Genomic DNA, 26,340 nt, shown 5'->3' with positions numbered 1-26,340 from the left:
ATTCAGAATTCCTTTAATATTATCTGGTCCAGCAAGATATTAAGATCGACGCTCTCGGCCATCGCACGGTTGCCCGCGTCGCTAGGATGTAGCCTGTCACCGGAATCAAACTGTGGCGCAATGCGGCTCGGATGCTCAGGGTCACGGAGTACTGCATCGAAATCGATGACAGCATCAAAAGTATTACTGTGGCGTATCCAATCGTTTAGTTGCTGGCGCAAAACATTCTTATCTGGGTGGTAATAATTATCCAGTGGAGTGCCAGGTAGCGCTCCCTCAAATGGAGTCAGTGTTGTGCCGATAATCCTTAGACCGCGAGCGTGAACTTGCTCTACCAATTGGCGGTAGCCTGCAATCAACTCATCAAGTGTGGGTCTGGTACTATCCGATACGAAAGCCGTTCCCGGCCAGGCGATATCATTTATACCCAGCGCCACGATGATGCTTTGCGCTCCTGGTTGCGTCAGCACATCACGATCCAGCCGTGCTAAGGCACTGTCACCCATCCCATCAGACAGAAGCCGGGCGCCAGATATACCTGCATTAACTACGGCCACCCCATGCGGTACTAAGCGAGCGGCCAGGAAGTCTGGCCAACGGCTATCCTGGTCCAAACTTGCAGCAGCACCATCAGTAATGGAGTCTCCGATAACCACGACCGCTGGTGCAGACTGCTCGACTTCAACCTGAATCCCGGCCAACAGTGGTCTTGCCGTAGTGCTCTGAGCGGAATCATCTGTCATTTTGAGTATCGTGGATGCGGTCTGATCGCCGGGAACCACCCAACCGGTCTGACGTCCATCCCAGTGAAAGGTGTTCATGGGTGTTGCATTCGGCAGATAGAAACTCACAGCCACCTGCGCTAGTGCAGGAATAGGCAAGGCCACAGGATCGCTGATCAGTGATGCACCAGGAAGGATCACTGCCGTGTGATGGCCGCCGTATGTCACTGTGCGCAAACTGTCAGCAACTACGGCACCATCCTTGTTTGGTATGGCAACGGTTGTAGCACCGACTATGATCGGCTGACTGCCATAAGCATTCGATAATAGGATACGCAAACGCGGCCCGCCTAGACTAACACGCGCCACCTGGCGTACGGTCTGGTCATGGAGCTTGTCCGGGATATGAGTTGGAAACATAAAATCCGGACCCCAAACCGGCTGTGGACTAGCCCCCCAAGTCGCCACCCAATACGGTGTGGCGGAAACGCCAGGAACAGCCGTTATGCCAATACCCACTGCAAGTATCATAACGAGCATGAAGGTAGCGGATGTTTTATCAAGCGATTTGGAGAATATATTCATATTAGTGAACTCAATGGCTTATTTGCCATGTATTATGAATTCATAGATCTTTATAGAATAGACTGACTAGTGGAACATCATTTGTGAATTTAAATCATCAGGGAGATACGTATGGCCCGTCTAGAAGCCAACCGGTCAGGCGAATTGGAAGTATTCGTACGAGTCATCGAACTGGGCGGCTTTTCTGCTGCCGCCCGGGCCTGTGGCAAAACACCCTCGGCTGTCAGCAAGCTGGTCACACGTTTGGAACAGCGTTTAGGCACACGATTAGTGAACCGCTCTACCCGCCAATTTCAGCTTACACCCGAGGGGTGTGCCTACTACGAGCGTGGTGTACGCATCCTAGCCGATCTGGACGAAGCAGAGCGCTGTGCTAGTGAACACACCACACCACGCGGCCGGTTGCGGGTGAATGCCAATATTCCCTTTGGTCATCATTTCCTATTGCCGCTAATGCCCAAATTCCTGGAGCGCTACCCTGACATAACACTAGACATCATGCTGACCGATGAAGTTATCGATATCCTGGAGCAGCGTACCGATGTCGCCGTGCGTGCAGGCCCGTTGAAAAGTTCAAACTTGGTCGCACGCAAACTGGGCGGGACGCGCATGGTGATCGTTGGCGCGCCAAGCTATCTGGCTCGTAACGGCATGCCAGCCACGCCCAATCAACTGCTTACACACAATTGCCTGGGCGCAAACTATGTACGGACCCAGTCCGGCTGGCCATTCAGGTGCGCTAATGAAAGCATCGTTAAACCCATAACCGGCAATGCACAAACCAGCGATGGCGAGGCGCTACGCCGACTGACGCTGGCCGGCTTGGGACTGGCGCGCCTGGCAGCTTTTCAGGTGCGCGAGGATATTGAAGCGGGTCGTCTACTACCAGTGCTTGAAGAGTACAATCCGGGTGACATCGAGGAGGTCCACGCTGTGTATGTAGGTCAAGGCGGTTATTTACCGTTGCGTGTGCGAGCCTTCCTAGACTTTCTTGCCGAGCAGGTTGATATCGGTCAGGGCTGAACGCACTGCGCTCTGTTATTAGCATGGCCCTTGGGTACACCTGGACCATGTGCGAGCAGCTCAACAAATAAATATAAAAAAAGGGCCATCCTGCGGATGACCCTTTCTTTAGTATTAAGTGCCTGGCGATGACCTACTCTCACATGGGGAGACCCCACACTACCATCGGCGATGACGCGTTTCACTACTGAGTTCGGGATGGGATCAGGTGGTTCCACGTCTCTATGGTCGCCAGACAAAACTGGAACAACTCGGACTGGTTCGAAATAGATGTATTTAACTCTGTCTTATAGCACTACAAGCAACAACCGTGTATCGATCATGTGGTTCTTTAGAACCTGTGTTACCAGCTCACCAACCAAACGCCTTGGGCGTTATATGGTCAAGCCTCACGAGCCATTAGTACAGGTTAGCTCAACGCCTTACAACGCTTACACACCCTGCCTATCAACGTCCTGGTCTCGGACGACTCTTTAGGGGCCTCAAGGGCCCAGTGAGATCTCATCTTGAAGGGGGCTTCCCGCTTAGATGCTTTCAGCGGTTATCCTGTCCGAACGTAGCTACCCGGCAATGCCACTGGCGTGACAACCGGAACACCAGAGGTTCGTTCACTCCGGTCCTCTCGTACTAGGAGCAACTCTTCTCAAATCTCAAACGCCCACGGCAGATAGGGACCGAACTGTCTCACGACGTTCTAAACCCAGCTCGCGTACCACTTTAAATGGCGAACAGCCATACCCTTGGGACCGGCTTCAGCCCCAGGATGTGATGAGCCGACATCGAGGTGCCAAACACCGCCGTCGATGTGAACTCTTGGGCGGTATCAGCCTGTTATCCCCGGAGTACCTTTTATCCGTTGAGCGATGGCCCTTCCATTCAGAACCACCGGATCACTAGAACCTGCTTTCGCACCTGCTCGACGTGTCTGTCTCGCAGTCAAGCACCCTTCTACTCTTGCGCTCATTGGCTGATTTCCGACCAGCCTGAGGGTACCTTCGTGCTCCTCCGTTACGCTTTGGGAGGAGACCGCCCCAGTCAAACTACCCACCACACAATGTCCTCAATCCGGATAACGGATCTAAGTTAGAACCTCAAAGTTGTCAGGGTGGTATTTCAAGGTTGGCTCCACGCAGACTAGCGTCCACGCTTCTAAGCCTCCCACCTATCCTACACAAACAAATTCAAAGTCCACTGTGAAGCTATAGTAAAGGTTCACGGGGTCTTTCCGTCTAGCCGCGGGGACGCTGCATCTTCACAGCGAGTTCAATTTCACTGAGTCTCGGGTGGAGACAGTGTGGCCATCGTTACGCCATTCGTGCAGGTCGGAACTTACCCGACAAGGAATTTCGCTACCTTAGGACCGTTATAGTTACGGCCGCCGTTTACCGGGGCTTCGATCAAGAGCTTCTCCGAAGATAACCCCATCAATTAACCTTCCGGCACCGGGCAGGCGTCACACCCTATACGTCCACTTTCGTGTTTGCAGAGTGCTGTGTTTTTAATAAACAGTCGCAGCCACCTGGTATCTTCGACCGACAAAAGCTTACGGAGCCAGTCCTTCACCTTCATCGGCGTGCCTTCTCCCGAAGTTACGGCACCATTTTGCCTAGTTCCTTCACCCGAGTTCTCTCAAGCGCCTTGGTATTCTCAACCTGACCACCTGTGTCGGTTTGGGGTACGGTCGTCTGTAACCTGAAGCTTAGAGGATTTTCCTGGAAGCAGGGCATCAACCACTTCAACTCATACGAGTCTCGTCATCAAGTCTCAGCCTTAGCAGAGCGGATTTACCTACTCCACCAGCCTACACCCTTAAACATGGATAACCATCACCATGCTGGCCTAGCCTTCTCCGTCTCCCCATCGCAGTTACAGCCGGTACGGGAATATTAGCCCGTTTCCCATCGACTACGCATTTCTGCCTCGCCTTAGGGGCCGACTCACCCTACCCTGATTAACATTGGATAGGAAACCTTGGTCTTCCGGCGGACGAGTTTTTCACTCGTCTTATCGTTACTTATGTCAGCATTCGCACTTGTGATACCTCCACGATGCCTCCCGGCTTTCGCTTCAACGGCTTACACAACGCTCCTCTACCATGCGTGCATTTCCTTAAATACACTTAATTGACACTCCTCACCCGACTCAACGTTCGGGGGGCGCTTGGTCGTGCGCTTCGCGCCCGACAATCGCTTCTGTGTACTTAAGTGAAATGCACGCATCCGCAGCTTCGGTACTAAGTTTGAGCCCCGTTAAATCTTCCGCGCAGGCCGACTCGACTAGTGAGCTATTACGCTTTCTTTAAAGGGTGGCTGCTTCTAAGCCAACCTCCTAGCTGTCTGAGCCTTCCCACATCGTTTCCCACTTAACTTAGATTTTGGGACCTTAGCTGGCGGTCTGGGTTGTTTCCCTTTTCACGACGGACGTTAGCACCCGCCGTGTGTCTCCCATGATTGCACTTCTGGGTATTCGGAGTTTGCATCGGGTTGGTAAGTCGGGATGACCCCCTAGCCGAAACAGTGCTCTACCCCCCAGAGTGAGACATGAGGCGCTACCTAAATAGCTTTCGAGGAGAACCAGCTATCTCCGGGCTTGATTAGCCTTTCACTCCGATCCACAGGTCATCCGCTAACTTTTCAACGGTAGTCGGTTCGGTCCTCCAGTTGATGTTACTCAACCTTCAACCTGCCCATGGATAGATCGCCCGGTTTCGGGTCTACTCCCAGCGACTTGACGCCCTATTAAGACTCGGTTTCCCTACGCCTCCCCTATGCGGTTAAGCTTGCCACTGAAAGTAAGTCGCTGACCCATTATACAAAAGGTACGCAGTCACCGTATTAAAACGGCTCCCACTGCTTGTACGTACACGGTTTCAGGGTCTATTTCACTCCCCTCACAGGGGTTCTTTTCGCCTTTCCCTCACGGTACTGGTTCACTATCGGTCAGTCAGGAGTATTTAGCCTTGGAGGATGGTCCCCCCATCTTCAGACAGGATATCACGTGTCCCGCCTTACTCGTTTTCACTACGTTTAGGTTTTCAAATACGGGGCTTTCACCCTCTACGGCCGCACTTTCCAGAGCGTTCTTTTAACCATAACGCAGCTTAAGGGCTGCTCCCCGTTCGCTCGCCGCTACTTAGGGAATCTCGGTTGATTTCTTTTCCTCCGGGTACTTAGATGTTTCAGTTCCCCGGGTTCGCCTCTCAAGTCCTATGTATTCAGACAAGAGATACCTAATAAATTAGGTGGGTTTCCCCATTCGGACATGTACGGATCAAAGCTCGTTTGCCAGCTCCCCGTACCTTTTCGCAGGCTACAACGTCCTTCATCGCCTCTGACTGCCAAGGCATCCACCGTGCACGCTTATTCACTTGACCATATAACCCGAAGGCGTCTGTTCAATTGATGTTTGCTAGTAACGATCGATTTCGCCGGTTGGCGCTTGTATTTCTACAAGACAATCTATTTCTTTCAGTTCGAATTGTTAAAGAGCGATGTCCATGGATGGACTGAATGTCGCAAGGAGGCATGGATGCCGATGCGACTGTCTAAAATTAGCACAAGGCTTATTTAAACATTTATCCAAGAACACAAAAGTCAATAAAGAGTGCTTTCCAGCTATCTTTATTCACTGCTGTATTCTCAGCCGCTTAACTTTCAATCAGGTAATGCGTGTGGACACTTGAACAGGCCAAGCTATCGTTTAAGGAGGTGATCCAGCCCCAGGTTCCCCTAGGGCTACCTTGTTACGACTTCACCCCAGTCATGAATCACACCGTGGTAACCGTCCCCCTTGCGGTTAGACTAGCTACTTCTGGTGCAACCCACTCCCATGGTGTGACGGGCGGTGTGTACAAGGCCCGGGAACGTATTCACCGCGACATTCTGATTCGCGATTACTAGCGATTCCGACTTCACGCAGTCGAGTTGCAGACTGCGATCCGGACTACGACCGGTTTTCTGAGATTTGCTCCACCTCGCGGTCTTGCGGCCCTCTGTACCGGCCATTGTAGCACGTGTGTAGCCCTACTCGTAAGGGCCATGATGACTTGACGTCGTCCCCACCTTCCTCCGGTTTGTCACCGGCAGTCTCCTTACAGTTCCCGGCATTACCCGCTGGCAAGTAAGGACAAGGGTTGCGCTCGTTACGGGACTTAACCCAACATTTCACAACACGAGCTGACGACAGCCATGCAGCACCTGTCTCAGAGCTCCCGAAGGCACTTCAGCATCTCTGCCAAATTCTCTGGATGTCAAGAGTAGGTAAGGTTCTTCGCGTTGCGTCGAATTAAACCACATGCTCCACCGCTTGTGCGGGCCCCCGTCAATTCATTTGAGTTTTAATCTTGCGACCGTACTCCCCAGGCGGTCAACTTATCGCGTTAGCTGCGCCACTAAGACATCAAGTGTCCCAACGGCTAGTTGACATCGTTTACAGCGTGGACTACCAGGGTATCTAATCCTGTTTGCTCCCCACGCTTTCGCACCTCAGTGTCAGTATCAGTCCAGAGAGTCGCCTTCGCCACTGGTGTTCCTTCCTATATCTACGCATTTCACCGCTACACAGGAAATTCCACTCCCCTCTACTGTACTCTAGCTCAGCAGTATCAGGTGCAATTCCCAGGTTGAGCCCGGGGATTTCACATCTGACTGACTGAACCACCTACGCGCGCTTTACGCCCAGTAATTCCGATTAACGCTTGCACCCTCCGTATTACCGCGGCTGCTGGCACGGAGTTAGCCGGTGCTTCTTCTGTGGCTAACGTCAATGTATAAAGGTATTAACTTTACACCCTTCCTCACCACTGAAAGTGCTTTACAACCCGAAGGCCTTCTTCACACACGCGGCATGGCTGGATCAGGGTTGCCCCCATTGTCCAATATTCCCCACTGCTGCCTCCCGTAGGAGTCTGGGCCGTGTCTCAGTCCCAGTGTGGCTGATCATCCTCTCAGACCAGCTAAGGATCGTCGCCTTGGTAGGCCTTTACCCTACCAACTAGCTAATCCTACGCAGGCTCATCTGATAGCGAAAGGTCCTAAGAGCCCCTCCTTTCCCCCGTAGGGCGTATGCGGTATTAGCGTCCGTTTCCGAACGTTATCCCCCACTACCAGGTAGATTCCCACGCGTTACTCACCCGTCCGCCGCTCTCAAAAGTAGCAAGCTACTTTCTACCGCTCGACTTGCATGTGTTAGGCCTGCCGCCAGCGTTCAATCTGAGCCATGATCAAACTCTTCAGTTTAAATTTCGACAACCAATCACAAAAGCAATCAGCCGTCTAAGTCATGCTCAAAAACGTACATCTAAATGAATTCACAGTTAGGTTGCTTGTTTTTGATTAAGCTTTAATGCCTAACCTGAACAAGCGCCCACACGCATTACCTGATTAATTTGTTAAAGAGCGGCTTGAGCTGCCCGGTGTGTTGGGCTGTTGTCTCAAGCGAGGTGCGTATTCTACCGAATCACACCAGAGAGTCAAGCAATTTGTTTCGAAATTTTTAATTTAAAAACTCAAAAACAGGCTTGAAACCCATCACCTTAAAATTTGATTAATGCTTAAATATCAACCAATTACTAATAAAGTGACGCTTTGTTTCGGCAGCTGATTTGACTGCTTCCGTCCCAAGCGAGGCGCGAATATTACAGAGGTCTTACAAGGAGGTCAACAGGCTTGTACAACTTTTTTTACAAGCCGGTCTTTGACACCCTTAGATATAGAAAAGATGATGCTTTTTCTTACCCAGCTTAACCAGAAAGTAGCGCTCATACCGCGCATTAGCAACTGAGAACAGCGTTTCAGCCGCCATATTCTGCTCTGAGCCACATTCGTTATCATTAATCACCACGGCTTTTCGCTGCAAGGCATCCTTAACCTGCTTGCCATTGGTCGCCACACCGGCATCAACCAGCAAACTCGTCAGTGGTAACTCATTCAGCGAATCAGGTAATTGAGTTGCTGGCAACCCATCTAACTGCAACTGTTCAAAGTCCGCACAGCTTAAGCCCTCCGTATTTCCTGAGAACAATGCCTGGGTAATTCGGCGCGCACCTTCCAATGCCTGCTCACCATGCACCAGACGGGTGACCTCTTCAGCCAGAATACGTTGCGCTTCAGGCCGACCTTCAGCTGCCTTATCTGCTGCCTCTATAGCATCAATCTCAGCCACATCCAGAAAGGTGAAGAATTTCAAAAAGCGGTACACATCCGCATCCGGGGTTTGCAGCCAGAACTGGTAGAAAGCATAAGGCGATGTTTTCTGTGGTGACAACCACACTGCCCCGCCTTCCGTTTTACCAAACTTGGTGCCATCCGACTTAGTAATCAATGGCAGGGTTAAACCATACACCTGTACACCATTCATTCGCCGGGTAAGATCAATACCACCGGTAATATTGCCCCACTGATCTGAACCACCTATTTGCAGGCTGCATCCATAAGTTTTATTCAACACCTGGTAGTCGTAAGACTGCAAAATCTGGTAGGTAAATTCGGTAAAGGAAATGCCCGAATCTTCGCGTTCAATCCGCTGACGCACGGATTCTTTGGCAATCATCTTATTGACAGTGAAATGCTTACCGATATCCCGGAGAAAGCTCAGCACATCAACCGATGCCGTCCAATCATAGTTATTGGCCAGCACCGCACCATCCTCACCGTCAAAGGTGATGAACTGACTGATCTGCGCCTTGAGCTTTTCACTCCACTGCTGCACGATATCGGCCGAGTTTAATTGCCGCTCTTGTGCTTTGAAGCTGGGATCACCGATCATACCGGTGGCGCCACCCACCAGTGCAATAGGACGGTGGCCTGAGTCCTGAAATCGTTTCAGCATCAATAAAGGCACCAGATGCCCAAGATGAAGACTGTCAGCGGTCGGGTCGAAGCCGCAATAAAGCGTCACAGCCTTTTCATTGAGCTGTTCAGCCAGGGCGGCTTCATCCGTCAATTGTGCAATAAGGCCACGGGCTTTCAAATCTTCTATCAAGGGTTGTGTTTTCATTGTCCACTCAGTCCAAAATATAATTTAGAGCCGCGTATTCTAACGCCTGACAGGCAACAATAACACACCCCTTGCTGCATCAACTCCTCGCTTTCTGCTAAGCTCTGAGCCAAAGCTCTAGCTGCCATAAAAACAAGGTTAAAAGAGCCGCCAAGAAATTAATAGCTCAGACAGGAATATCCCACGTGACAAAACCTCAGCTTTATATTGGCCTGATGTCCGGCACCAGCCTGGACAGCATAGATGCAGCACTGGTGTCATTTGAATGTGACGGCCCGTCGCTGCTAGCCACCCACTCTTTGGCGCTTCCCGCTGAGCTCAAGGCACAAATACTGGCGTTAAACTCACCTGGCGCCAATGAAATTGAACAACTGGCCGAGCTGGATCCGCTGCTAGGATGCTATTTTGCTGAAGCCGTCAATCAGCTACTAAACAAATCAGGCACAGATAAACAACAGATCACCGCCTTAGGCAGCCACGGCCAAACCCTCAGGCATCGCCCTGAAAAGGGCTATAGCCTACAAATCGGTGATCCCAATGTCATAGCTGAACGAACCGGGATTACTACCGTCGCCGACTTTAGACGTCGAGATCTGGCCGCAGGAGGTCAGGGTGCACCACTAGTACCCGCATTCCACCGACACTGCTTTCACAGCAAACAACATGACAGAGTCATTGTAAATATCGGTGGCATGGCTAATCTGACGCTATTACCTGCCGACCCTCATGCTGAAGTCATCGGTTACGATACCGGTCCGGGGAATGTATTAATCGATAGTTGGGCTCTGGAGCATACCGGCCAGCCCTTTGATCATGACGGCCAATGGGCCACCTCCGGCATATTACTGCCAACCTTGCTGGATTTTTACCTTGAAGAGCCATTTTTTTCTGCCGCCTACCCCAAAAGCACCGGGCGGGAACTATTCAATGCCGACTGGGTTAACACGCAGATCAAGCGGCTTCACGGTCCAGTGCGACCCAAGGATGTTCAACACACACTGACAGAACTCACCGCCATCACTCTGGCCAATGCCATTAAGCAGCATAGACTCAGCTCAGCTGAAATATTCCTCTGCGGCGGCGGTAGTCATAACCGGTTTTTACGTCAGCGCTTATCTGCACACCTGCAAACTGAAGTTCAAACCACGCAAGCTCTGGGGCTTGATCCAGACTGGGTTGAGGCCTGCGCTTTTGCCTGGCTAGCCTACAGAACACTACAAAAACAGAGTGGCAATCTAGTTGCGGTTACAGGTGCCGCAGGAGAGCGCATCTTAGGGGGAATCTATACGGCCTAAAATCGGCGGTATCAGATGGAAAATGAGGAACCGCAGCCGCAGGTGGTAGCAGCATTCGGATTAGCCACACTGAACTGTGCACCGTGCAAACCCTCTTTATAATCGACCTGAGCGCCAATCAGATACTGAAAGCTCATGGGGTCCACTAGCAGTGTCACCCCATCTGTCGTAATCGCGGTATCATCTTCAGCCTGATCTTCATCAAAGGTAAAGCCATAGGAAAACCCCGCACAACCACCACCGGTGATATACACCCGCAATTTAAGGTTGTCGTTTGCTTCTTCATCCATCAGCGACCTGACTTTTGCCGCCGCTGAGGGTGTAAATTGAACACCGGGATCCTGCATACTTTCTGTCATTATTCATCACCTCTGGAACAGGCAGGCATTCTGCCTTAACCAAGCAAAACAGTCAACTATTGCTAATTGACAATCAAGGCATCAAGGCAATTTGCTGCAAGCCCTCAGCTTCAGGTCGTTCAAACATGATATTCATTACCTGGATCGCTTGGCCAGCCGCCCCTTTAACCAGGTTATCAATCACCGCCAACACCACAACCGTGTCATCATCCTGTGGACGATGCACGCTGATACGACAGAAGTTGGACCCCTTAACACTGCGGGTTTCCGGACAGCTACCTGCGGGCATCACATCCACAAACGGCTCATTGGCATAACGCTCTTCAAACAACTGCTGTAAACCGGGATCAACCGGGTCACGCAATACCGAATAAAGCGTTGTGTGAATACCGCGAATCATCGGCATCAGATGCGGTACAAAGGTCAAGCCAACAGGGCGTCCGGCAAGTTGCGTCAGACCCTGACGAATTTCAGGCAGGTGGCGATGACCCGACACACCATAGGCTTTAACACTCTCACTGGTTTCGCACAACAAGGTGCCGATGCTCGCACCGCGGCCTGCACCACTGACGCCCGATTTACAGTCGGCAATCAGACGGCGGTGATCAATCAGCTGCTTTTCCAGTAGCGGCAGATAACCCAATTGCGCGGCTGTCGGATAACAGCCGGCACAACCGATCAACTGCGCCTCACGAATTTGTTCGCGATTCATCTCCGGCAAGCCGTACACAGCCTTAGCTACCAGATCCGGGCAAGTATGCTCATGGTTGTACCAGGTTTCCCAGAGCGCCACATCCTTGATGCGGAAGTCTGCGCCCAGATCGATCACCTTAACGCCACGTGCAATTAATTCAGGAGACATATTCATGGCGACCCCATGCGGTGTGGCAAAAAACACCACATCACACTGTGCCAGCTTTTCTACATCAGGAACGCTATAAGCCAGATCCAGATGACCACGCAAGCTGGGGAACATATCCGCAACTGGAATACCGTCTTCAGAACGTGAGGTAATCACGTCCACACTCACGCCAGGGTGTGCTGACAATATTCTCAGCAGCTCGACCCCTGTATACCCCGTACCGCCTACTATACCTGCTTTAATCACCCTAACCTCCAATCTGATAGCTCTGCGCATCCCCTACTGTACCAATAATCCCACAACAATAGGTTTAGCTGTATTAAAAGCTATGATACTAACCCTGAGCACCAATAACTATCACTGGCAACACGGAATTTCAAATCTATTCCACTGCCATATCATTAAAGAACGCTGCCTTTTAGCTTATACTAGGCGGCTTAGACACTATTTATCAGTTATTTTGCTTAAACAGCATAAAGGATACCGATACATGTCCAGATCAGAATCACTTTTTCAGGCAGCCCAGGTGCACATCCCTGGTGGCGTAAACTCTCCTGTACGTGCGTTTAAAGGTGTCGGTGGCACCCCGTTGTTTTTCAAAAGCGGTAAAGGGGCTTATATTTTCGACGAGGATGATCGCCGCTATATCGACTACATCGGCTCCTGGGGCCCAATGATTCTGGGGCACGCGTTTCCACCGGTTATTGATGCGGTCAGAAAAACACTGGATAACGGTCTGGGGTTTGGCGCACCAACCGCCATTGAAACCACCATGGCTGATAAAGTCTGTGAACTGGTACCCTCTATGGATATGGTTCGGATGGTCAGCTCGGGTACCGAGGCCACCATGAGCGCCATTCGTCTGGCTCGCGGTTACACCGGACGCGACAAGATCGTTAAATTTGAAGGCTGTTATCACGGCCACTCGGATTCACTACTGGTCAAAGCCGGCTCTGGCGCGCTAACACTGGGCGAACCAAACTCACCCGGCGTTCCGGAAGCGCTAGCGGCCCATACGATCACGTTGACATTCAATGATATCAGCAGTGTTCAAGCGGCTTTTGCAGAGATAGGCGATCAGATTGCCTGCATTATTGTAGAGCCGGTGGCCGGCAATATGAACTGTATCCCACCGGTACCTGGATTCCTCGAAGGCCTGCGTGACATCTGCAATCAATACGGTAGCGTGTTGATTTTTGATGAAGTCATGACCGGTTTCCGTGTTGCCCTGGGAGGTGCCCAGGCACATTACGGAGTCACGCCTGATCTCACCACGCTAGGTAAAGTTATCGGTGGTGGCCTGCCTGTAGGCGCCTTCGGTGGTAAGAAAGCCATCATGTCGCATATTGCGCCCTTGGGGCCTGTGTATCAGGCGGGCACCCTGTCAGGCAACCCCTTAGCCATGGCCGCAGGCCTGGCAATGCTCAATGCCCTGTGCGAACCGGGTATCCATGCACAAATCTCGGCCAAATCAGAATACTTAACTGAAGGCATACAAACTATGGCCGACAGGCACGGCGTCCCGTTTACTACTACCTGTGTCGGTGGCATGTTTGGGCTGTTCTTTACTGATAAAGACGAAATTACCAGCTTTGCCGATGCTACCAGCTGCGATACACAACGCTTTGGTCGCTTTTTCCATGGCATGCTGGAACAGGGCATCTACCTCGCCCCCTCGGCCTTTGAAGCCGGCTTTATTTCCAACGCGCACACTGAAGCAGACCTGGATGCCACGCTTGCTGCCGCGGATACTGTATTCGCCAACCTGAGCTGAGAGTTAGTTAATGCAGGATCTGCTAGCTAGCGCAGCATTACTGGTGAGCAGCCTGACCAGCGCGGTCTGGCTGCTATATGGGCACAAGCAGGACATACCCGAAAGCCACTACAAGGTTAGAGTCTTTGCGTTGAGCTGTTTTTTTATTGGCGCTTATGCACTAACGCGGTTGATATGGAGCAACCCGGGAAGCCACACCAGTACATTGCTGCAAATGACTGATAACCTGTCATTTTTTGTTGCCTTACCGTTTATTGCCACGGTTTTTCTCGCTGCGGGAAAAAACTGGCACTGGTCAATGGCTGGCTGGGGACGCTGGTTATTGGGCCTAATCGCTTTTTTTGAGCTTACCCGACGAACCGATTATGGCGTGATTTACAGCCAGGTTTTGGTGCTACTGCTACTGCTCGCCCTGGTGATTGGCGCCCTGCTGCTAAAAACAAACCAGGCACGACTGTTATCGCTAGGAGGTACTGCGCTAACGGGCATTGCGCTGCTATTCTTTAGCCCCCACCCCTTATTAGCAGCGAGCGGTAACACACCCCTGCTGATGCTGATGCTGGCTGTCAGCTTGCCATTATTAGCTCTAGGGCTGCACAGCCAGTTCGAGCATTCGACACTGAATAAACGCGATAATCAGTGACGAGCGGCCTGTTGACGAGCATCATCAGCACCCGCCAGATCCCCCGCTTCGGTCCGGATCTGGCTAATCAAGGCCCACAAACGTCTCAACATCCCACCCTGACCGCTTGCAACATCGATACCTTTTAAAGCGACCTGTTCAGCATCCATAAACTGCCCCAACTGACGCTTCACATCGGCCAGTTGGTAATAGACCTCCGGCTCTCTTGGCGAAATGCGCTGAGCGCGCTCCAAACGTGTTTGGGCCGCACGCAAGTCGCCCCCGGCGCTTTCCTGTTTAGCGCTATCAAGCAGCGCTAACACAGCGGTATTTTGAGAGGACGGCTGTTGCCCGGCAGGCTCCGATACTGGCTGTTGAGTTGGCTGCCAAACTTCATCTGCTGGCGGCAAAACGTCACGCTGAGCACGTATGACCGGTTCGGACTCAATTGGCCTGACCGAAATACCCGGATCTGACGGCGTCACCACCACACCCGATGAGCCAGGTTGGGTTGACTCACCTGCCTGACCTGAACGATCTTCAACCGGAATATTGCTGAATGGATTCGATGTTGCACAGCCTGTTAATAACAAACCAGCAGCAACCGCCAAGCCAATTTTTTCCCAATTCATTTAATAACCCTCACCGAAACAAATTTCTGAACCAGCCACCAGAATCATTCTCTTCTGACTCACCCGGATCAGACCGAGGCTGAAATTGACCACAATCTACGCTGATGGTCGGCACTGTACCAGTTATAAACGGCAGCTGACGCGAACCTTCACACATAGGATCGGATAATAGTCCGGTTTTTTCATCAATCCAGGCTGATTCAATACCAGCTGGACGACGTGAAATCAATGGCTCAGGTTGATCCTGATGCATAAACTCCGTCCAGATTGGTAAGGCGCCACCGGTTGAGGTGAAGGGTAGTTGCTGATTGTCATCACGCCCTACCCAGACAACAGCCAGACGATTACCGGTAAACCCTGCAAACCAACTATCACGCTGATCGTTACTGGTACCTGTTTTACCAGCAAAGTTTAAGTCTCCAGGCAAACGCTGGTAAGCACTGCGAGCCGTTCCTGTACGCCCGACTTCTTGCATAGCATGACGAATCAGATAAATGGACTTTGCATCCACCTCCTGGCGTAACTGGAAAGGATAACGTGATAGTTCTTCACCCTCAGCGGTTGTTACCATACGGATAGAGCGCAGCGGCATTCTGAAGCCATCCGCTGCCAGCGTTTGATAGACCTCAGCCATCTCCATCGGTGTCATCTCCTGCGATCCCAGAAACAGAGAGGGCAATGCCTGAATATTACGTTCAACCCCCAGACGTTTGAGCACATCGATGACTTTAGGCAAACCTACATCCAGCCCCAGGTGGACTGATGACTGATTCAGTGAGCGCGCCAGTGCCGTAATCAGGATCACATCACCATGGCTTTGCCGGTCAAAGTTCTGTGGTGACCAGACATCCCCGTTTGGCATACGTAAATCTACAGGCTCATCCGTTAACAAACTTGCCAGTGTGTAGCCCTGCTCGATAGCGGCCAGATAAATAGCCGGCTTAATCAACGAGCCAACGGGGCGACGAGCATCCAAACCACGGTTAAATCCTTCAAAGCGAGTATCCTTACTACCGACTAAGGCCAACACTTCACCCGTACGAGGATCGGTAACCACCATCGCCCCTTCCAGGTCACCGGCACGCTCCCCATGACGTTGCTCAAGATCTGCTAACACCTTAGACACCGCCGAATCGGCTCTTGATTGTGCCAAGGGATCCAGTGAGGTGAAAATCAACAGCCCTTCAGTACTCAAGTCTTCGTCACGGTATTCAGTTTGCAACTGGCGCTTGACCAAATCCAGATAAGCCGGATAGCTGCCGGTGTGCAGCCGTCGACTTTCGCGCACACCTAATGGCTCGGCCAATGCCTGATCCCGCTCATCCTCAGAGATATGGCCATGTTCAGCGAGCATATTAATCACCAGATCCCGCCGCGCCTTGGCACGCTCCGGATTACGTCGCGGATCATAAAATGAAGGCCCTTTCACCAAGGCCACCATCAAGGCCACCTGATGTAATTCAAGCTCAGCCGCCGGGCGCCCAAAATAGAACTGACTCGCCAGCCCAACGCCATGCACGGCTCTGACGCCAGACTGCCCTAAATACACCTCATTTAAATATGCCTCCAGGATTTCATCCTTGTCGTATCTGAAATCCATAGCCAGCGCCATAGGCAGCTCCAGCAGCTTACGCGACAGGGTACGATCAGAAGAGAGATAGAAGTTTTTAATCAATTGCTGTGTCAGTGTGCTCCCGCCCTGAACAAAGCGACCAGCACGTACATTGACAACCATTGCCCGTAACATCCCTTTGGGAGATATGCCAAAGTGTTGATAGTATTCACGGTCCTCGACAACAATCAGGGCTTCCTTCAAGTAAGGAGGCGCTTCTTCCAGCCGGATCAAATCACGATCTTCGTTCGAACGCGGATAAATCCCGCCTACCTGCACCGGCTCCAGTCTGGCCAGCGCAACATTTTGCCCCGCACGCTCATCCACAACTCGCTGTAGACGTGAACCGGAAAATTCCAGCAGTAACTGCCTTGAAGGTTCAATCTCATCTGGAAAGGCAAAGCCTCGGGTAAAGATCCGCACACGGGAAGATGCGAACTCAGCGGTGCCTGCACGGCTCGCTGAAGCCACGAAACGGTAGCCCAGCAAACGCAACTCTTCACGCAAAGAATCTATCGACAGGGTTTGACCGGCATAAAGTTCCAGCGGGCGTGAATACACTTTTGCCGGCAGCTCCCAGCGTTTACCTTCAAATTTTTCACGCACCTGTCCATCAACATAAATCAACAGAACTACGCTGAAAATACTGAACAACAGCCCCAGCTTGATCAATAAACCCAGCAGGTAAGCTTTGAATGAACGTCGCTTTTGCGGCTTACGACGACGTGATTGACTTTTTTGGACTCTCTTTTTTGGCATTGGGCAAGTATAATCTCTGATAACTTGGTGCAACAGTAGAAAAGTAATGTTTTATAAACTAATCAGTACTCTACAAAATTCAGCACACTTTCCACATGCGTGCACAAGCATTGAGGTGATTGAAACACACATCTCATGGATCCTGTTGACTGGTGAGTATGCGTATAAATTCAAAAAGCCGGTCAACTTTGGCTTTCTCGATTTCACCACACTGGAACAACGCCGCACCTTTTGTGAAGAGGAACTGCGCCTGAATCAGCGTCTGGCACCGGATATCTATCTGGAAGTGATTCCCGTCAGCGGTACAGAAGATCAACCGCTGATTGGCGACAACTCGGCTCCCTTTGAATATGCCGTTAAAATGGCACAGTTTAATCCACAACTGCGCCTGGATCGCAGACTGGCCGAACAGCTATTCGAAGCACGCTGGATCGATATGCTCGCTGAACAGATTGCTGACTTCCACCAGCGCATTCCAATTGTAGCGCAGGACAGCCCCTGGGGTGAACCGGACACACTCTGGGAATTGATGGCCGACAATTATCGGCACTGTTCCACTGTTGTCGACAACCTGGAAGATGCATCACAACTGCACCGCTTGCTGCAATTAACGGCCGCAAATTTCAGGGAGCTGGAAAAAAACCTGCGCAGACGCAAACGCAAAGGACATGTCCGCGAGTGTCATGGCGATCTACACCTGGGTAACATCACCCTGTTTCATGATGAATTGCGTTTATTTGACTGTATCGAATTCAATCTGCAGTTCCGTTGGATCGATACCTTATCAGACTTAGCCTTTTTGCTGATGGATCTTGAAGCGAATGACCAGCCGCACTGGGCCAATCGCTGTCTGAATTACTACCTTGAAATAACTGGCGACTATCATGGCGTTCCCCTGTTAAACCTTTATAAAGCCTATCGTTCAATGGTAAGAGCTAAGGTTGCACTGATGGGTGAACAACCAGACTTTCAGGCGTTTCGCCACTATTTACAACTGACTAATAACTACTGTACGACACCGCCCCCGGTACTCTACCTAATGCACGGCGTCTCAGGCAGTGGCAAAAGCTATCTCAGCAGCCAACTGGTTGAAGCTATTGGCGGCATACGTTTACGCTCGGACTGCGAGCGCAAACGCTTGCATCGAGAACTCAGTCGCCAGGGTGAAAATCTCGAGCTTTATGGTGCTGATATGAACATGCGAACCTTTCATCACACCTCAGATCTTGCACGTATACTTCTCAAAGCAGGGCAATCGGTCGTCATCGACGCTACGCTGATTCGCAAGCGCACCCGCAGCAACTATATCGCTATGGCAGAAAGCCTGGGTATTCCAGTCAGGATCATCAGTTGCAGTTGCAAACTACATCTGATTGAAGCTCGCCTGGCGCGGCGCATTGCTGATGGAAAAGATCCATCAGATGCTGACATTGAAGTCATGCATCAGCAGCTTGCTTCCGGGCAACCCTTGTCGTCTGAGGAACAGATGCTAACCCTGCCGGTTGACACAGAAAACGATGAGGCTATTGAGCAGCTGCTGGCACAACTGCGCGCGCAAAACCTCTTGATCAACTAGCGGGTCGCCGAAAACCGCTTAGCCATACGCTGTAAGGCTTTTTCTATCTGCACCAGGCCAGTGGTATAAGAAAAGCGCACATAACGAGAAGCTTCAAATTGGCCAAAATCAGCGCCTGGCGTGACGGCAATATGATTTTCTTCCAGCAGCGACCAGCAAAAATTGAAGCTATCATCTGTCAGATGAGAGGCATCGGCATAGACGTAGAAAGCGCCATCTGGCATGGCTGGCACAGCAAAGCCCAGTGATTTCAACCCTTGCACCAAAAAGTTTCGGCGCTCCTCAAAAGCCTGTCGTCGGCCTTCAAAAATAGCCAGGCTATCCGGTTGAAATGCTGCTAAGGCAGCATATTGCGACACAGTCGTCGGAGAAATAAACAGATTCTGCGCCATCTTCTCCATCATTTTTATAGCTTCCGGAGGTGCAATCAGCCAACCCAGACGCCACCCGGTCATACCAAAGTACTTGGAAAAACTGTTGATCACAAATACATCCGGATCAACCTGCAGGGCGGTCATGGCATCAGCGCCATAGGTCAGGCCATGGTACAGTTCATCAACAATTAATTGCCCGCCTAGCTGACGCACTCGCTGTGCAATAGCTTGCATTTGCTCTGGGGGCACCAGCGTACCGGTTGGATTGGATGGTGATGCCAATAGCACACCTGCCGTCTGAGACTGCCAGTGTTCGCTGATCAAGGCTTCGGTTAATTGAAAACGTTCAGCCGGACCGGTGGGTACCAACTGGGCCCCAGCTTGTAAAAATCGCAGAAACTGGCGGTTACAGGGGTAACCCGGATCACTCATCATAAACGTTTGCCCGGTATCGGCGAGTAAGGCGAATGCCAGCAGCAAGGCACCGGATGCGCCCGGTGTGACGAGTACCTGCACTGGATCAACGTTAAGGTCATAACGGGTTTGATAATATCCGGCAATAGCTTCCCGCAACTCAGGAATACCCGCAGCGGGGGTATACTGAGTGCGCCCCGCACGAATGGCGGCAATAGCCGCTTCGGCAACCGGTTCAGCCGTAGCAAAGTCGGGCTCACCCACTTCCAGGTGCACCACATCGCAACCCTGCGATTCTAATTCACGAGCGCGCTTCAATAGATCCATGACCTTAAACGACTCAATATTAGCAGCCCGCTGTGAGCATTTTGTGAACATCTTCACCGTCCTGATATACCTTGTAAAACACGCAATTATACAATAATCGTTGATTATTATCCGCGCCTGCCACTAAAGCATCGGAAAGAATATCTACGTAAAGACTGGTGTATTGCTTCATCATCTGGTAATTTCAGCGCCTTTTAAAATCTCCGAACAGCCAAACCGGAGCCTACAACCCTCTGTCTGATGTGAGGCTATATCATGCCAGCAAATAACGAATCTCAGATTACTCATCCAGCACCTTACCAGGCCAGCGAAGGTGAAGAGTACATGAACGAAACGCAGAAAGAGCATTTCCGCGAGATCCTGCTGGCCTGGAAAAAGGAGTTGATGGAAGAGGTGGACAGCACTATTACCCACCTGAAAGAGGAAGCTACTAACTTTGCCGACCCAACTGATCGCGCCAGCCAGGAAGAAGAGTTCAGCCTTGAACTGCGCACCCGTGACCGTGAACGCAAGCTGATTCGTAAAATCGATGAAGCACTGGACCGCATCGATGACGATGACTATGGCTACTGTGAAGCCTGTGGTGTAGACATTGGCATACGCCGTCTTGAAGCCCGCCCAACGGCCACGCTTTGCATTGACTGCAAGACACTGGCCGAAATTAAGGAAAAACAGCTCGGCGGCTAATCCGGTAAAACTACTGTGAGCTACACGGGCCGCTTCGCTCCATCCCCGACCGGCCCCCTGCACTTCGGATCGTTGCTGGCGGCATTAGCCAGCTATCTGGATGCGAAACACCAGCAGGGGCGCTGGCTGCTTCGCATCGAAAACCCCGACCCACTTCGTGAACAACCCGGCGCAACTGACCAAATCCTCTACACCTTGGATACCTACGGTTTGCACTGGGATGGCGAGGTCATCTACCAGAATCAGCGTCAGGATTATTATCAGCACCTGCTCGAAAAATTGATACAGCAGGATCTCGCCTACCCCTGCGATTGCTCACGAAAACAACTGAAATTACGTAATGCACTGCAGCATTACGACCGTCACTGCCTTAAGCACCCACCTGATAAACAAGCACAAACAGCTATTCGTGCCAGATACACGCTTGAAAACCTGTGTTTCAATGACCGTATTCTCGGTATTCAGCAAGCCAATAATTGTGTGCAAGGTGACTTCATCATTTTCCGACGTGATGGCCTGTTCGCTTACCAACTGGCTGTGGTCGCCGACGATCATGCCCAGAAGATCAACCAGGTGGTACGAGGAGCCGATCTATTGCAGGAGACCTTTGCCCAGATTCAGTTACAACAACATTTAAATTTAACGTCACCTGACTATGCACATATTCCACTGGCGACTACAGCCGATGGCCAAAAACTCAGCAAACAGAATTTAGCGCCAGCCCTTGAAAACCGCAATCCTGCTATCGAACTACTTCAGGCACTACGTATCCTAAACCAGGAACTCCCACCGGAGCCGCTAAGCCAGACAGTGGAAAGCCTGCTACAATGGGCGATCAGCCACTGGCACATTGAACGAGTGCCTGCCATCCAGTCAATTCCGATAGGGGCCTAGTATGCATCAGCACCGGATACTTTTGCTTTTATCCCTACTAGGTCTTGCCCTACTCCCCCCACTAATAAATGCCTGGCTTTATAAGGGTCCGATATGGCTACCCTTTGCCATCTGGGGAATGATGATTCTGCTAACGGCTCTCCATAGCAACGGCGGGGGGCAAGCATGACACTTAATCTTTCACTATTGCTGCTGGTGGGTATAGGCTATCTGCTATTGCTTTTCGCTACAGCCTATTTAACCGAAAGAGGCCTGCTACCAGCCGCCTTAGTGCGCCACCCGATGATTCATGTACTCTCTTTGGCGGTCTATGCCAGTGCCTGGACCTTTTATGGCGCTTTCGGGATTGTCGCCGAATCAGGGTTTACCTTTTTAGCTTCCTACCTCGGCGCTACAGTCACCTTTGTTCTAGCCCCCCTGATCCTGTTACCTTTACTGAGAATTGCTCGCACCCATCAGTTAAGTTCACTTGCTGATCTGTTTGCCTTTCGTTACCGAAGCGCCATGACTGGCAGCTTTATAACCCTGCTGATAGTCATCATCAGCATGCCGCTGATCGCCATACAAATTCAGGCTTTTTCAAACAGCCTGAGTCACTTTGATGAACGCGTATCCAGTGAACATGTCGCACTGATTTTCTGTCTTATCATTTCTGTATTCTCCATGCTTTTCGGGGCTCGTCAGGCATCTATTCGCAGTCGGCACGACGGTCTGATGGTTGCCATCGCACTAGAGTCAGTGGTCAAAATGCTGGCATTATTATCCATGGCCGGCTTTATAATCTTTACCCTGTTCGGTGGAACAACTGAACTCGCCAACTGGCTCAATGAACATCCCGATCAACTGCACCGGCTACAGGCCCTACCCGCTGGAAACAATTGGCAGATTCTACTGGTAGCTTTTTTTGCTGCGGCCTTTATCACACCACACATGTTTCACTTGTTATTTAGTGAAAATGCATCTGAGCGCAGCCTGATGCTTGCCAGTTGGGTAATGCCGCTGCTTTTGCTGGTCATGGCAATCTGTATACCAGTATTACTCTGGGGTGCAGCCAAGCTGCATATCAACACAGATCCAGACTTCCTACTGATTCAATTGGGGCATGTGCTGCAAAAGGACTGGTTTATTGTTGCTGCTTTTGTCGGTGGTTTATCCGCTTCCAGCGGGGTCATTATTGTTGCCAATGTTGCACTGGCTTCAATGCTACAGAATCACTTATTGCTACCAGTGATCAAACTGCCCGATACAGAACGTTTTTACAGCTGGTTGCTATGGTTACGCCGTAGTTTAATCCTGCTGGTCATGGCCGGTAGCTATTTAGTCTATCTTTTAGTCGGCAATCGTTTTCCGTTGGCTCAACTAGGTTTAATTACCTTTATCGGTTTTCTGCAATTTCTACCCGGACTAATGGCAACCTTATACTGGCAAAAAGCCAGTCGCTTTGGCTTTTTGCTGGGCCTGTGTGCTGGCATGCTGATCTGGTTCATAGCCATCCTCGTCCCAATACTGAGCCCGCAGCTAAGTGAAATCACACCAGGACTTCTGGATCAATGGTATTGGTGGGCCATTATTTCACTGGTGATCAATGCACTGCTGCTAATTACTGGCTCCTGGTTAATTAAGCTTTCAGCCGATGAAGAAGAAACAGCAGTCGCCTGTGTGTTGAATGCACTACCCCGGCCCAAGTCCAGCTTTGGACCCGACAATGACTCAATTGAAGATCTGCAGTTCCGTCTAACCAGCCGCTTAGGGGCAACATCCGCACAACGAGAAATTGAAGTTGCCCTGAAGCTTCTGGATCTACCCATGACCAACAAACTCAGGCCCCTGGATCTGCTCAGGCTACGCAACATTCTGGAAAACAACCTATCCGGTCTACTGGGGCCAGCCGAAGCTACTGCTTTACTACGCCCACAAACACTTTCCGGCGGGAACGCCTTCCGTGGCCGAGAAATACATTTACTGGAAGAACAACTGGAAAGCTATAGTGAGCGCTTATCCGGACTGGCGGCTGAGCTGGACAAAATCCGCCGCTACCATCGTTCCACCCTGCAACACCTCCCTATTGGTGTGTGCACCCTGAATGAGCGCCAACATATTCTGTTCTGGAATCAGGCTATGGTGGACTATACTGGCATTGCTCCTGAAGCTGTCCTCGGACTGAAGCCAACTGAACTCCCCTCACCCTGGTCTGAGTTACTAAGTCACTTCTGCCAGCAAAACACTACGTATCAACCAGCACTACGCCTTGAACTGAAACATCAGCAATACTGGTTTAGTCTGCACAAAACCGATATTGAAGGCGGACAACAAGGCTGTATTATTCTGATTGAAGATGAAACTGAACATAAACTACTGGCCAACCGCTTGGTTCATAGCGAGCGCCTGACATCAATAGGTCGGTTTGCAGCAGGTGTAGCACATGAAATTGGCAATCCGGTTACCGGTATCGCCTGCCTGGCACAAAACCTCAAGCTGGAAACTGAACAACCGGAGGTCCTGGACACCGGCGAAGCTATTCTTGAGCAAACACAACGTATCAGCCGTATCGTTCAATCACTGATACGCTTTGCACATACAGGTCAAACTGACCATATCGGCCACCTCTCCGCTGTATCATTAAATGCCTGTATTCAGGAAGCCATTGACCTGATGCGCTTTGATGAAACGCGCCGCTCAGTCAATATACTGACCGACCTGGAGCCTGCGCTCTACTGCACCGGTGACTATCAGTTGCTTTTGCAGGTGCTGGTCAATTTATTGAATAATGCCTGTGATGCGTCTCCCGATTACTCAACCATCCGAGTGACAGCAAAAACTGAAGAGAGCTGGGTCGCCTTGAGCATTATTGATGAAGGCTGCGGCATAAGCCCCGACCTGCAAGAGCGAATTTTCGAACCTTTTTTCACCACCAAGGAACCCGGCAAAGGAACTGGCTTGGGATTAGCACTGGTCTACAATATAATTACTGAACATTGTGGTAATATTGAGTTCATCAGTCCTGCCGACAAAAAACAGAAAAAAGGCACTCAGGTAATTATTCAGCTTCCCGCCTGGACGGAACCAGATTCTCCGACCGGCCAGGGATTAGAGTAACAGGTCCAATTATGAGCCGAATTCTGATTGTTGAGGATGAACTTGTCATCCGCGCCGCACTGAAACGTCTGCTGGAAAAGCACAGCTATACCGTGGACGATGCAGGCAGTGTCGCCGAAGCCCTCCCGCTGACAGCCAAGCATCACTATGATCTGATCATCAGTGATCTGAGACTCCCGGGCGCGCAGGGCACCGACTTAATTGCACACGCAGGAACCACGCCCGTATTGATCATGACTAGCTACGCCAGCATGCGTTCTGCTATTGATGCAATCAAAATGGGTGCAGCGGAATATATAGCAAAACCCTTCAGCCACGAAGAGATGCTGGCGGTTATCGCCAAGCTGATACAACCCGATGAGACTGAAGCACCTGCCCCGAATATAATCAAACCCTTACTGAATGGCTCCTGTGAGCCAATTCAGGACTTAATCCGGCGCATCAATAAAATAGCATCGACCAATGCGACAGTGCTGATTCTAGGTGAGTCCGGGACCGGCAAAGAGCTGGCTGCTAAAAGCATTCATCAACAGAGCTCCAGAGCGGCCTCTCCCATGGTCTGCGTCAACTGCGCGGCAATTCCGGAAACATTGATTGAATCAGAGTTGTTCGGCCATGAGAAAGGTGCGTTCACCGGGGCCGATACCCCCCGTAGTGGTCTGATTGAAGCCGCTGATGGTGGTACTCTGTTCCTGGATGAGATCGGCGAGCTGCCACTTGAAGCTCAGGCGCGCTTGCTGCGCTTCCTGCAGGAGGGAGAAATCCGCCGAGTGGGTTCAGTCCATGCAAAACGTGTTGATGTACGTTTAATTGCAGCAACTCACCGGGATTTAAAAACCCTGGCTCAGGAAGGACGCTTTCGTGAAGACCTCTACTACCGACTCTATGTCATGGAACTGAAGATGCCTCCTCTGCGCGAGCGTGGCGAAGACATTATCGAGCTTTCACAGGTATTTTTAAAAGAGCAGTGCAGCAAACACCATGTTAGCCTGAGCTTCAGTCCAGCAGCTGTTCAGACCATGCTACAGCACACCTGGCCCGGTAATGTCAGGGAGCTACAAAATGCCATTGAACGTGCCGTTATTCTGGCTGACAACCACACGATAACACCGGAGCTACTTGGACTAGACACAACGCAACAGACCTTAACGCCCTCTGAACCCCATACAGCAACACCAGCCCAGCCCAATAAAGCTGAGCACACCCTGGATGATTATTTTCTTAAATTTGTATTGGAAAACCAGCACCTCATGAATGAGACTGACCTGGCGAAAAGCCTAGGCGTGAGCCGCAAATGCCTCTGGGAAAAGCGACAAAAATTGGGCATACCCCGAAAATCCAAAAACACAGCCCAACCCTAATACTAAAGTCTAACTATATGAAATCAGTAGGTTTTTAACTGTTACCTTTCTACACAAGCAGGTAACATATGTTGTGCAGAAGGGTAACAAACTAAGGGCGCGTTCAGATCAAAAAAGCATACATTTTTTAACTAACACAATAAAAACAACAAATTAAAAAAACTGGCACAGTTACTGCTTTATATAAAGCAATAAAAATAAAAAAAGTTTCATACTGACACCAATAAAACTAATAACGTCAGACAGGAAGAGAAAATACTTAAAAACCTCGAATAAAAATAACAACGGGGCTTAGCTGATAGCAGAGTGACAACAACACTCAGGACAGTGCTCAAACAAAAACAAGCTTTGTTGCACTCTGCTTTCAGCA

At 50.8% G+C, this 26,340-nt stretch carries 16 protein-coding genes and 3 rRNA genes; 9 read left to right on the top strand and 10 right to left on the bottom strand.

The window, feature by feature from the left end:
* Nucleotides 1–2: 2 nt before the first annotated feature.
* Nucleotides 3–1,307 carry an SGNH/GDSL hydrolase family protein gene (locus tag F5I99_RS02975; RefSeq protein WP_225307523.1) on the bottom strand — a complete coding sequence of 435 codons (1,305 nt, stop codon included), beginning with the start codon at nucleotides 1,305–1,307 and terminating at the stop codon, nucleotides 3–5.
* A gap of 111 nt (nucleotides 1,308–1,418) precedes the next feature.
* Here F5I99_RS02975 and F5I99_RS02970 point away from each other — a divergent pair, with 111 nt between their 5' ends.
* Nucleotides 1,419–2,330 (top strand): LysR substrate-binding domain-containing protein, encoded by a 912-nt coding sequence (locus F5I99_RS02970; RefSeq protein ID WP_151053577.1) that lies wholly within the window; start codon nucleotides 1,419–1,421, stop codon nucleotides 2,328–2,330.
* A 120-nt stretch (nucleotides 2,331–2,450) separates the two neighbouring features.
* On the opposite strand, the gene rrf is transcribed toward F5I99_RS02970, so the two are convergent.
* The 4 genes from rrf to tyrS all read right to left on the bottom strand — a co-directional run bounded on the left by rrf (nucleotide 2,451) and on the right by tyrS (nucleotide 9,326).
* Nucleotides 2,451–2,566, bottom strand: a 5S ribosomal RNA gene (gene rrf, locus F5I99_RS02965).
* 142 nt (nucleotides 2,567–2,708) lie between these two features.
* Nucleotides 2,709–5,703: ribosomal RNA gene (locus tag F5I99_RS02960) — 23S ribosomal RNA — on the bottom strand.
* Between the two features lie 327 nt (nucleotides 5,704–6,030).
* A 16S ribosomal RNA gene (locus F5I99_RS02955) occupies nucleotides 6,031–7,567 on the bottom strand.
* Together the 16S, 23S and 5S rRNA genes form the textbook arrangement of a ribosomal RNA operon.
* A 466-nt stretch (nucleotides 7,568–8,033) precedes the next feature.
* Nucleotides 8,034–9,326, bottom strand: coding sequence for a tyrosine--tRNA ligase (gene tyrS / locus F5I99_RS02950; RefSeq protein ID WP_151053576.1), 1,293 nt, complete (start codon nucleotides 9,324–9,326; stop codon nucleotides 8,034–8,036).
* A gap of 185 nt (nucleotides 9,327–9,511) precedes the next feature.
* Between tyrS and F5I99_RS02945 the strand changes: the two genes are divergently transcribed.
* A complete protein-coding gene (locus F5I99_RS02945; protein ID WP_225307522.1) occupies nucleotides 9,512–10,621 on the top strand; it encodes an anhydro-N-acetylmuramic acid kinase in 1,110 nt (369 codons plus the stop codon).
* Nucleotides 10,622–10,632: 11 nt separating this feature from the next.
* On the opposite strand, the gene erpA is transcribed toward F5I99_RS02945, so the two are convergent.
* Both erpA and argC read right to left on the bottom strand, forming a co-directional pair.
* Nucleotides 10,633–10,980 (bottom strand): iron-sulfur cluster insertion protein ErpA, encoded by a 348-nt coding sequence (erpA, locus tag F5I99_RS02940; RefSeq protein WP_151053575.1) that lies wholly within the window; start codon nucleotides 10,978–10,980, stop codon nucleotides 10,633–10,635.
* A gap of 73 nt (nucleotides 10,981–11,053) precedes the next feature.
* Nucleotides 11,054–12,088: an N-acetyl-gamma-glutamyl-phosphate reductase gene (gene argC, locus F5I99_RS02935; protein WP_151053574.1), complete on the bottom strand. Its 1,035-nt coding sequence runs from the start codon at nucleotides 12,086–12,088 to the stop codon at nucleotides 11,054–11,056.
* A gap of 244 nt (nucleotides 12,089–12,332) precedes the next feature.
* Between argC and hemL the strand changes: the two genes are divergently transcribed.
* Both hemL and F5I99_RS02925 read left to right on the top strand, forming a co-directional pair.
* Nucleotides 12,333–13,616, top strand: coding sequence for a glutamate-1-semialdehyde 2,1-aminomutase (gene hemL, locus F5I99_RS02930; RefSeq protein WP_151053573.1), 1,284 nt, complete (start codon nucleotides 12,333–12,335; stop codon nucleotides 13,614–13,616).
* Nucleotides 13,617–13,626: 10 nt separating this feature from the next.
* Nucleotides 13,627–14,259, top strand: a complete 633-nt coding sequence (locus F5I99_RS02925) for a hypothetical protein (RefSeq protein ID WP_151053572.1) — start codon at nucleotides 13,627–13,629, stop codon at nucleotides 14,257–14,259.
* Here the strand turns inward: F5I99_RS02925 and F5I99_RS02920 are convergent.
* Nucleotides 14,253–14,870: a tetratricopeptide repeat protein gene (locus F5I99_RS02920; protein WP_151053571.1), complete on the bottom strand. Its 618-nt coding sequence runs from the start codon at nucleotides 14,868–14,870 to the stop codon at nucleotides 14,253–14,255. The genes F5I99_RS02925 and F5I99_RS02920 overlap by 7 nt on opposite strands.
* A 10-nt stretch (nucleotides 14,871–14,880) precedes the next feature.
* Nucleotides 14,881–17,241, bottom strand: a complete 2,361-nt coding sequence (gene mrcB / locus F5I99_RS02915; protein ID WP_151053570.1) for a penicillin-binding protein 1B — start codon at nucleotides 17,239–17,241, stop codon at nucleotides 14,881–14,883.
* A gap of 46 nt (nucleotides 17,242–17,287) precedes the next feature.
* On the opposite strand from mrcB, the gene F5I99_RS02910 reads away from it, so the two are divergent.
* Nucleotides 17,288–18,817: a bifunctional aminoglycoside phosphotransferase/ATP-binding protein gene (locus F5I99_RS02910; protein ID WP_151053569.1), complete on the top strand. Its 1,530-nt coding sequence runs from the start codon at nucleotides 17,288–17,290 to the stop codon at nucleotides 18,815–18,817.
* Here the strand turns inward: F5I99_RS02910 and F5I99_RS02905 are convergent.
* Nucleotides 18,814–19,983: a pyridoxal phosphate-dependent aminotransferase gene (locus tag F5I99_RS02905; RefSeq protein WP_151053568.1), complete on the bottom strand. Its 1,170-nt coding sequence runs from the start codon at nucleotides 19,981–19,983 to the stop codon at nucleotides 18,814–18,816. The genes F5I99_RS02910 and F5I99_RS02905 overlap by 4 nt on opposite strands.
* A 204-nt stretch (nucleotides 19,984–20,187) precedes the next feature.
* Here F5I99_RS02905 and dksA point away from each other — a divergent pair, with 204 nt between their 5' ends.
* The 4 genes from dksA (at nucleotide 20,188) to F5I99_RS02885 (ending at nucleotide 25,970) form a co-directional block, all read left to right on the top strand.
* Nucleotides 20,188–20,619 (top strand): RNA polymerase-binding protein DksA, encoded by a 432-nt coding sequence (gene dksA / locus F5I99_RS02900; RefSeq protein ID WP_151053567.1) that lies wholly within the window; start codon nucleotides 20,188–20,190, stop codon nucleotides 20,617–20,619.
* A 15-nt stretch (nucleotides 20,620–20,634) separates the two neighbouring features.
* Nucleotides 20,635–21,513, top strand: a complete 879-nt coding sequence (gene gluQRS / locus F5I99_RS02895; RefSeq protein ID WP_151053566.1) for a tRNA glutamyl-Q(34) synthetase GluQRS — start codon at nucleotides 20,635–20,637, stop codon at nucleotides 21,511–21,513.
* A gap of 165 nt (nucleotides 21,514–21,678) precedes the next feature.
* Nucleotides 21,679–24,609: an ATP-binding protein gene (locus F5I99_RS02890; RefSeq protein WP_151053565.1), complete on the top strand. Its 2,931-nt coding sequence runs from the start codon at nucleotides 21,679–21,681 to the stop codon at nucleotides 24,607–24,609.
* Nucleotides 24,610–24,620: 11 nt separating this feature from the next.
* A complete protein-coding gene (locus F5I99_RS02885; RefSeq protein WP_151053564.1) occupies nucleotides 24,621–25,970 on the top strand; it encodes a sigma-54-dependent transcriptional regulator in 1,350 nt (449 codons plus the stop codon).
* Nucleotides 25,971–26,340 lie beyond the last annotated feature (370 nt).

This window comes from Nitrincola iocasae, assembly GCF_008727795.1.
GTDB classification, from domain to species: domain Bacteria; phylum Pseudomonadota; class Gammaproteobacteria; order Pseudomonadales; family Balneatricaceae; genus Nitrincola; species Nitrincola iocasae.
Note: the sequence above shows the minus strand (reverse complement) of the source record. Positions and strands in the feature narration are given on the sequence as shown.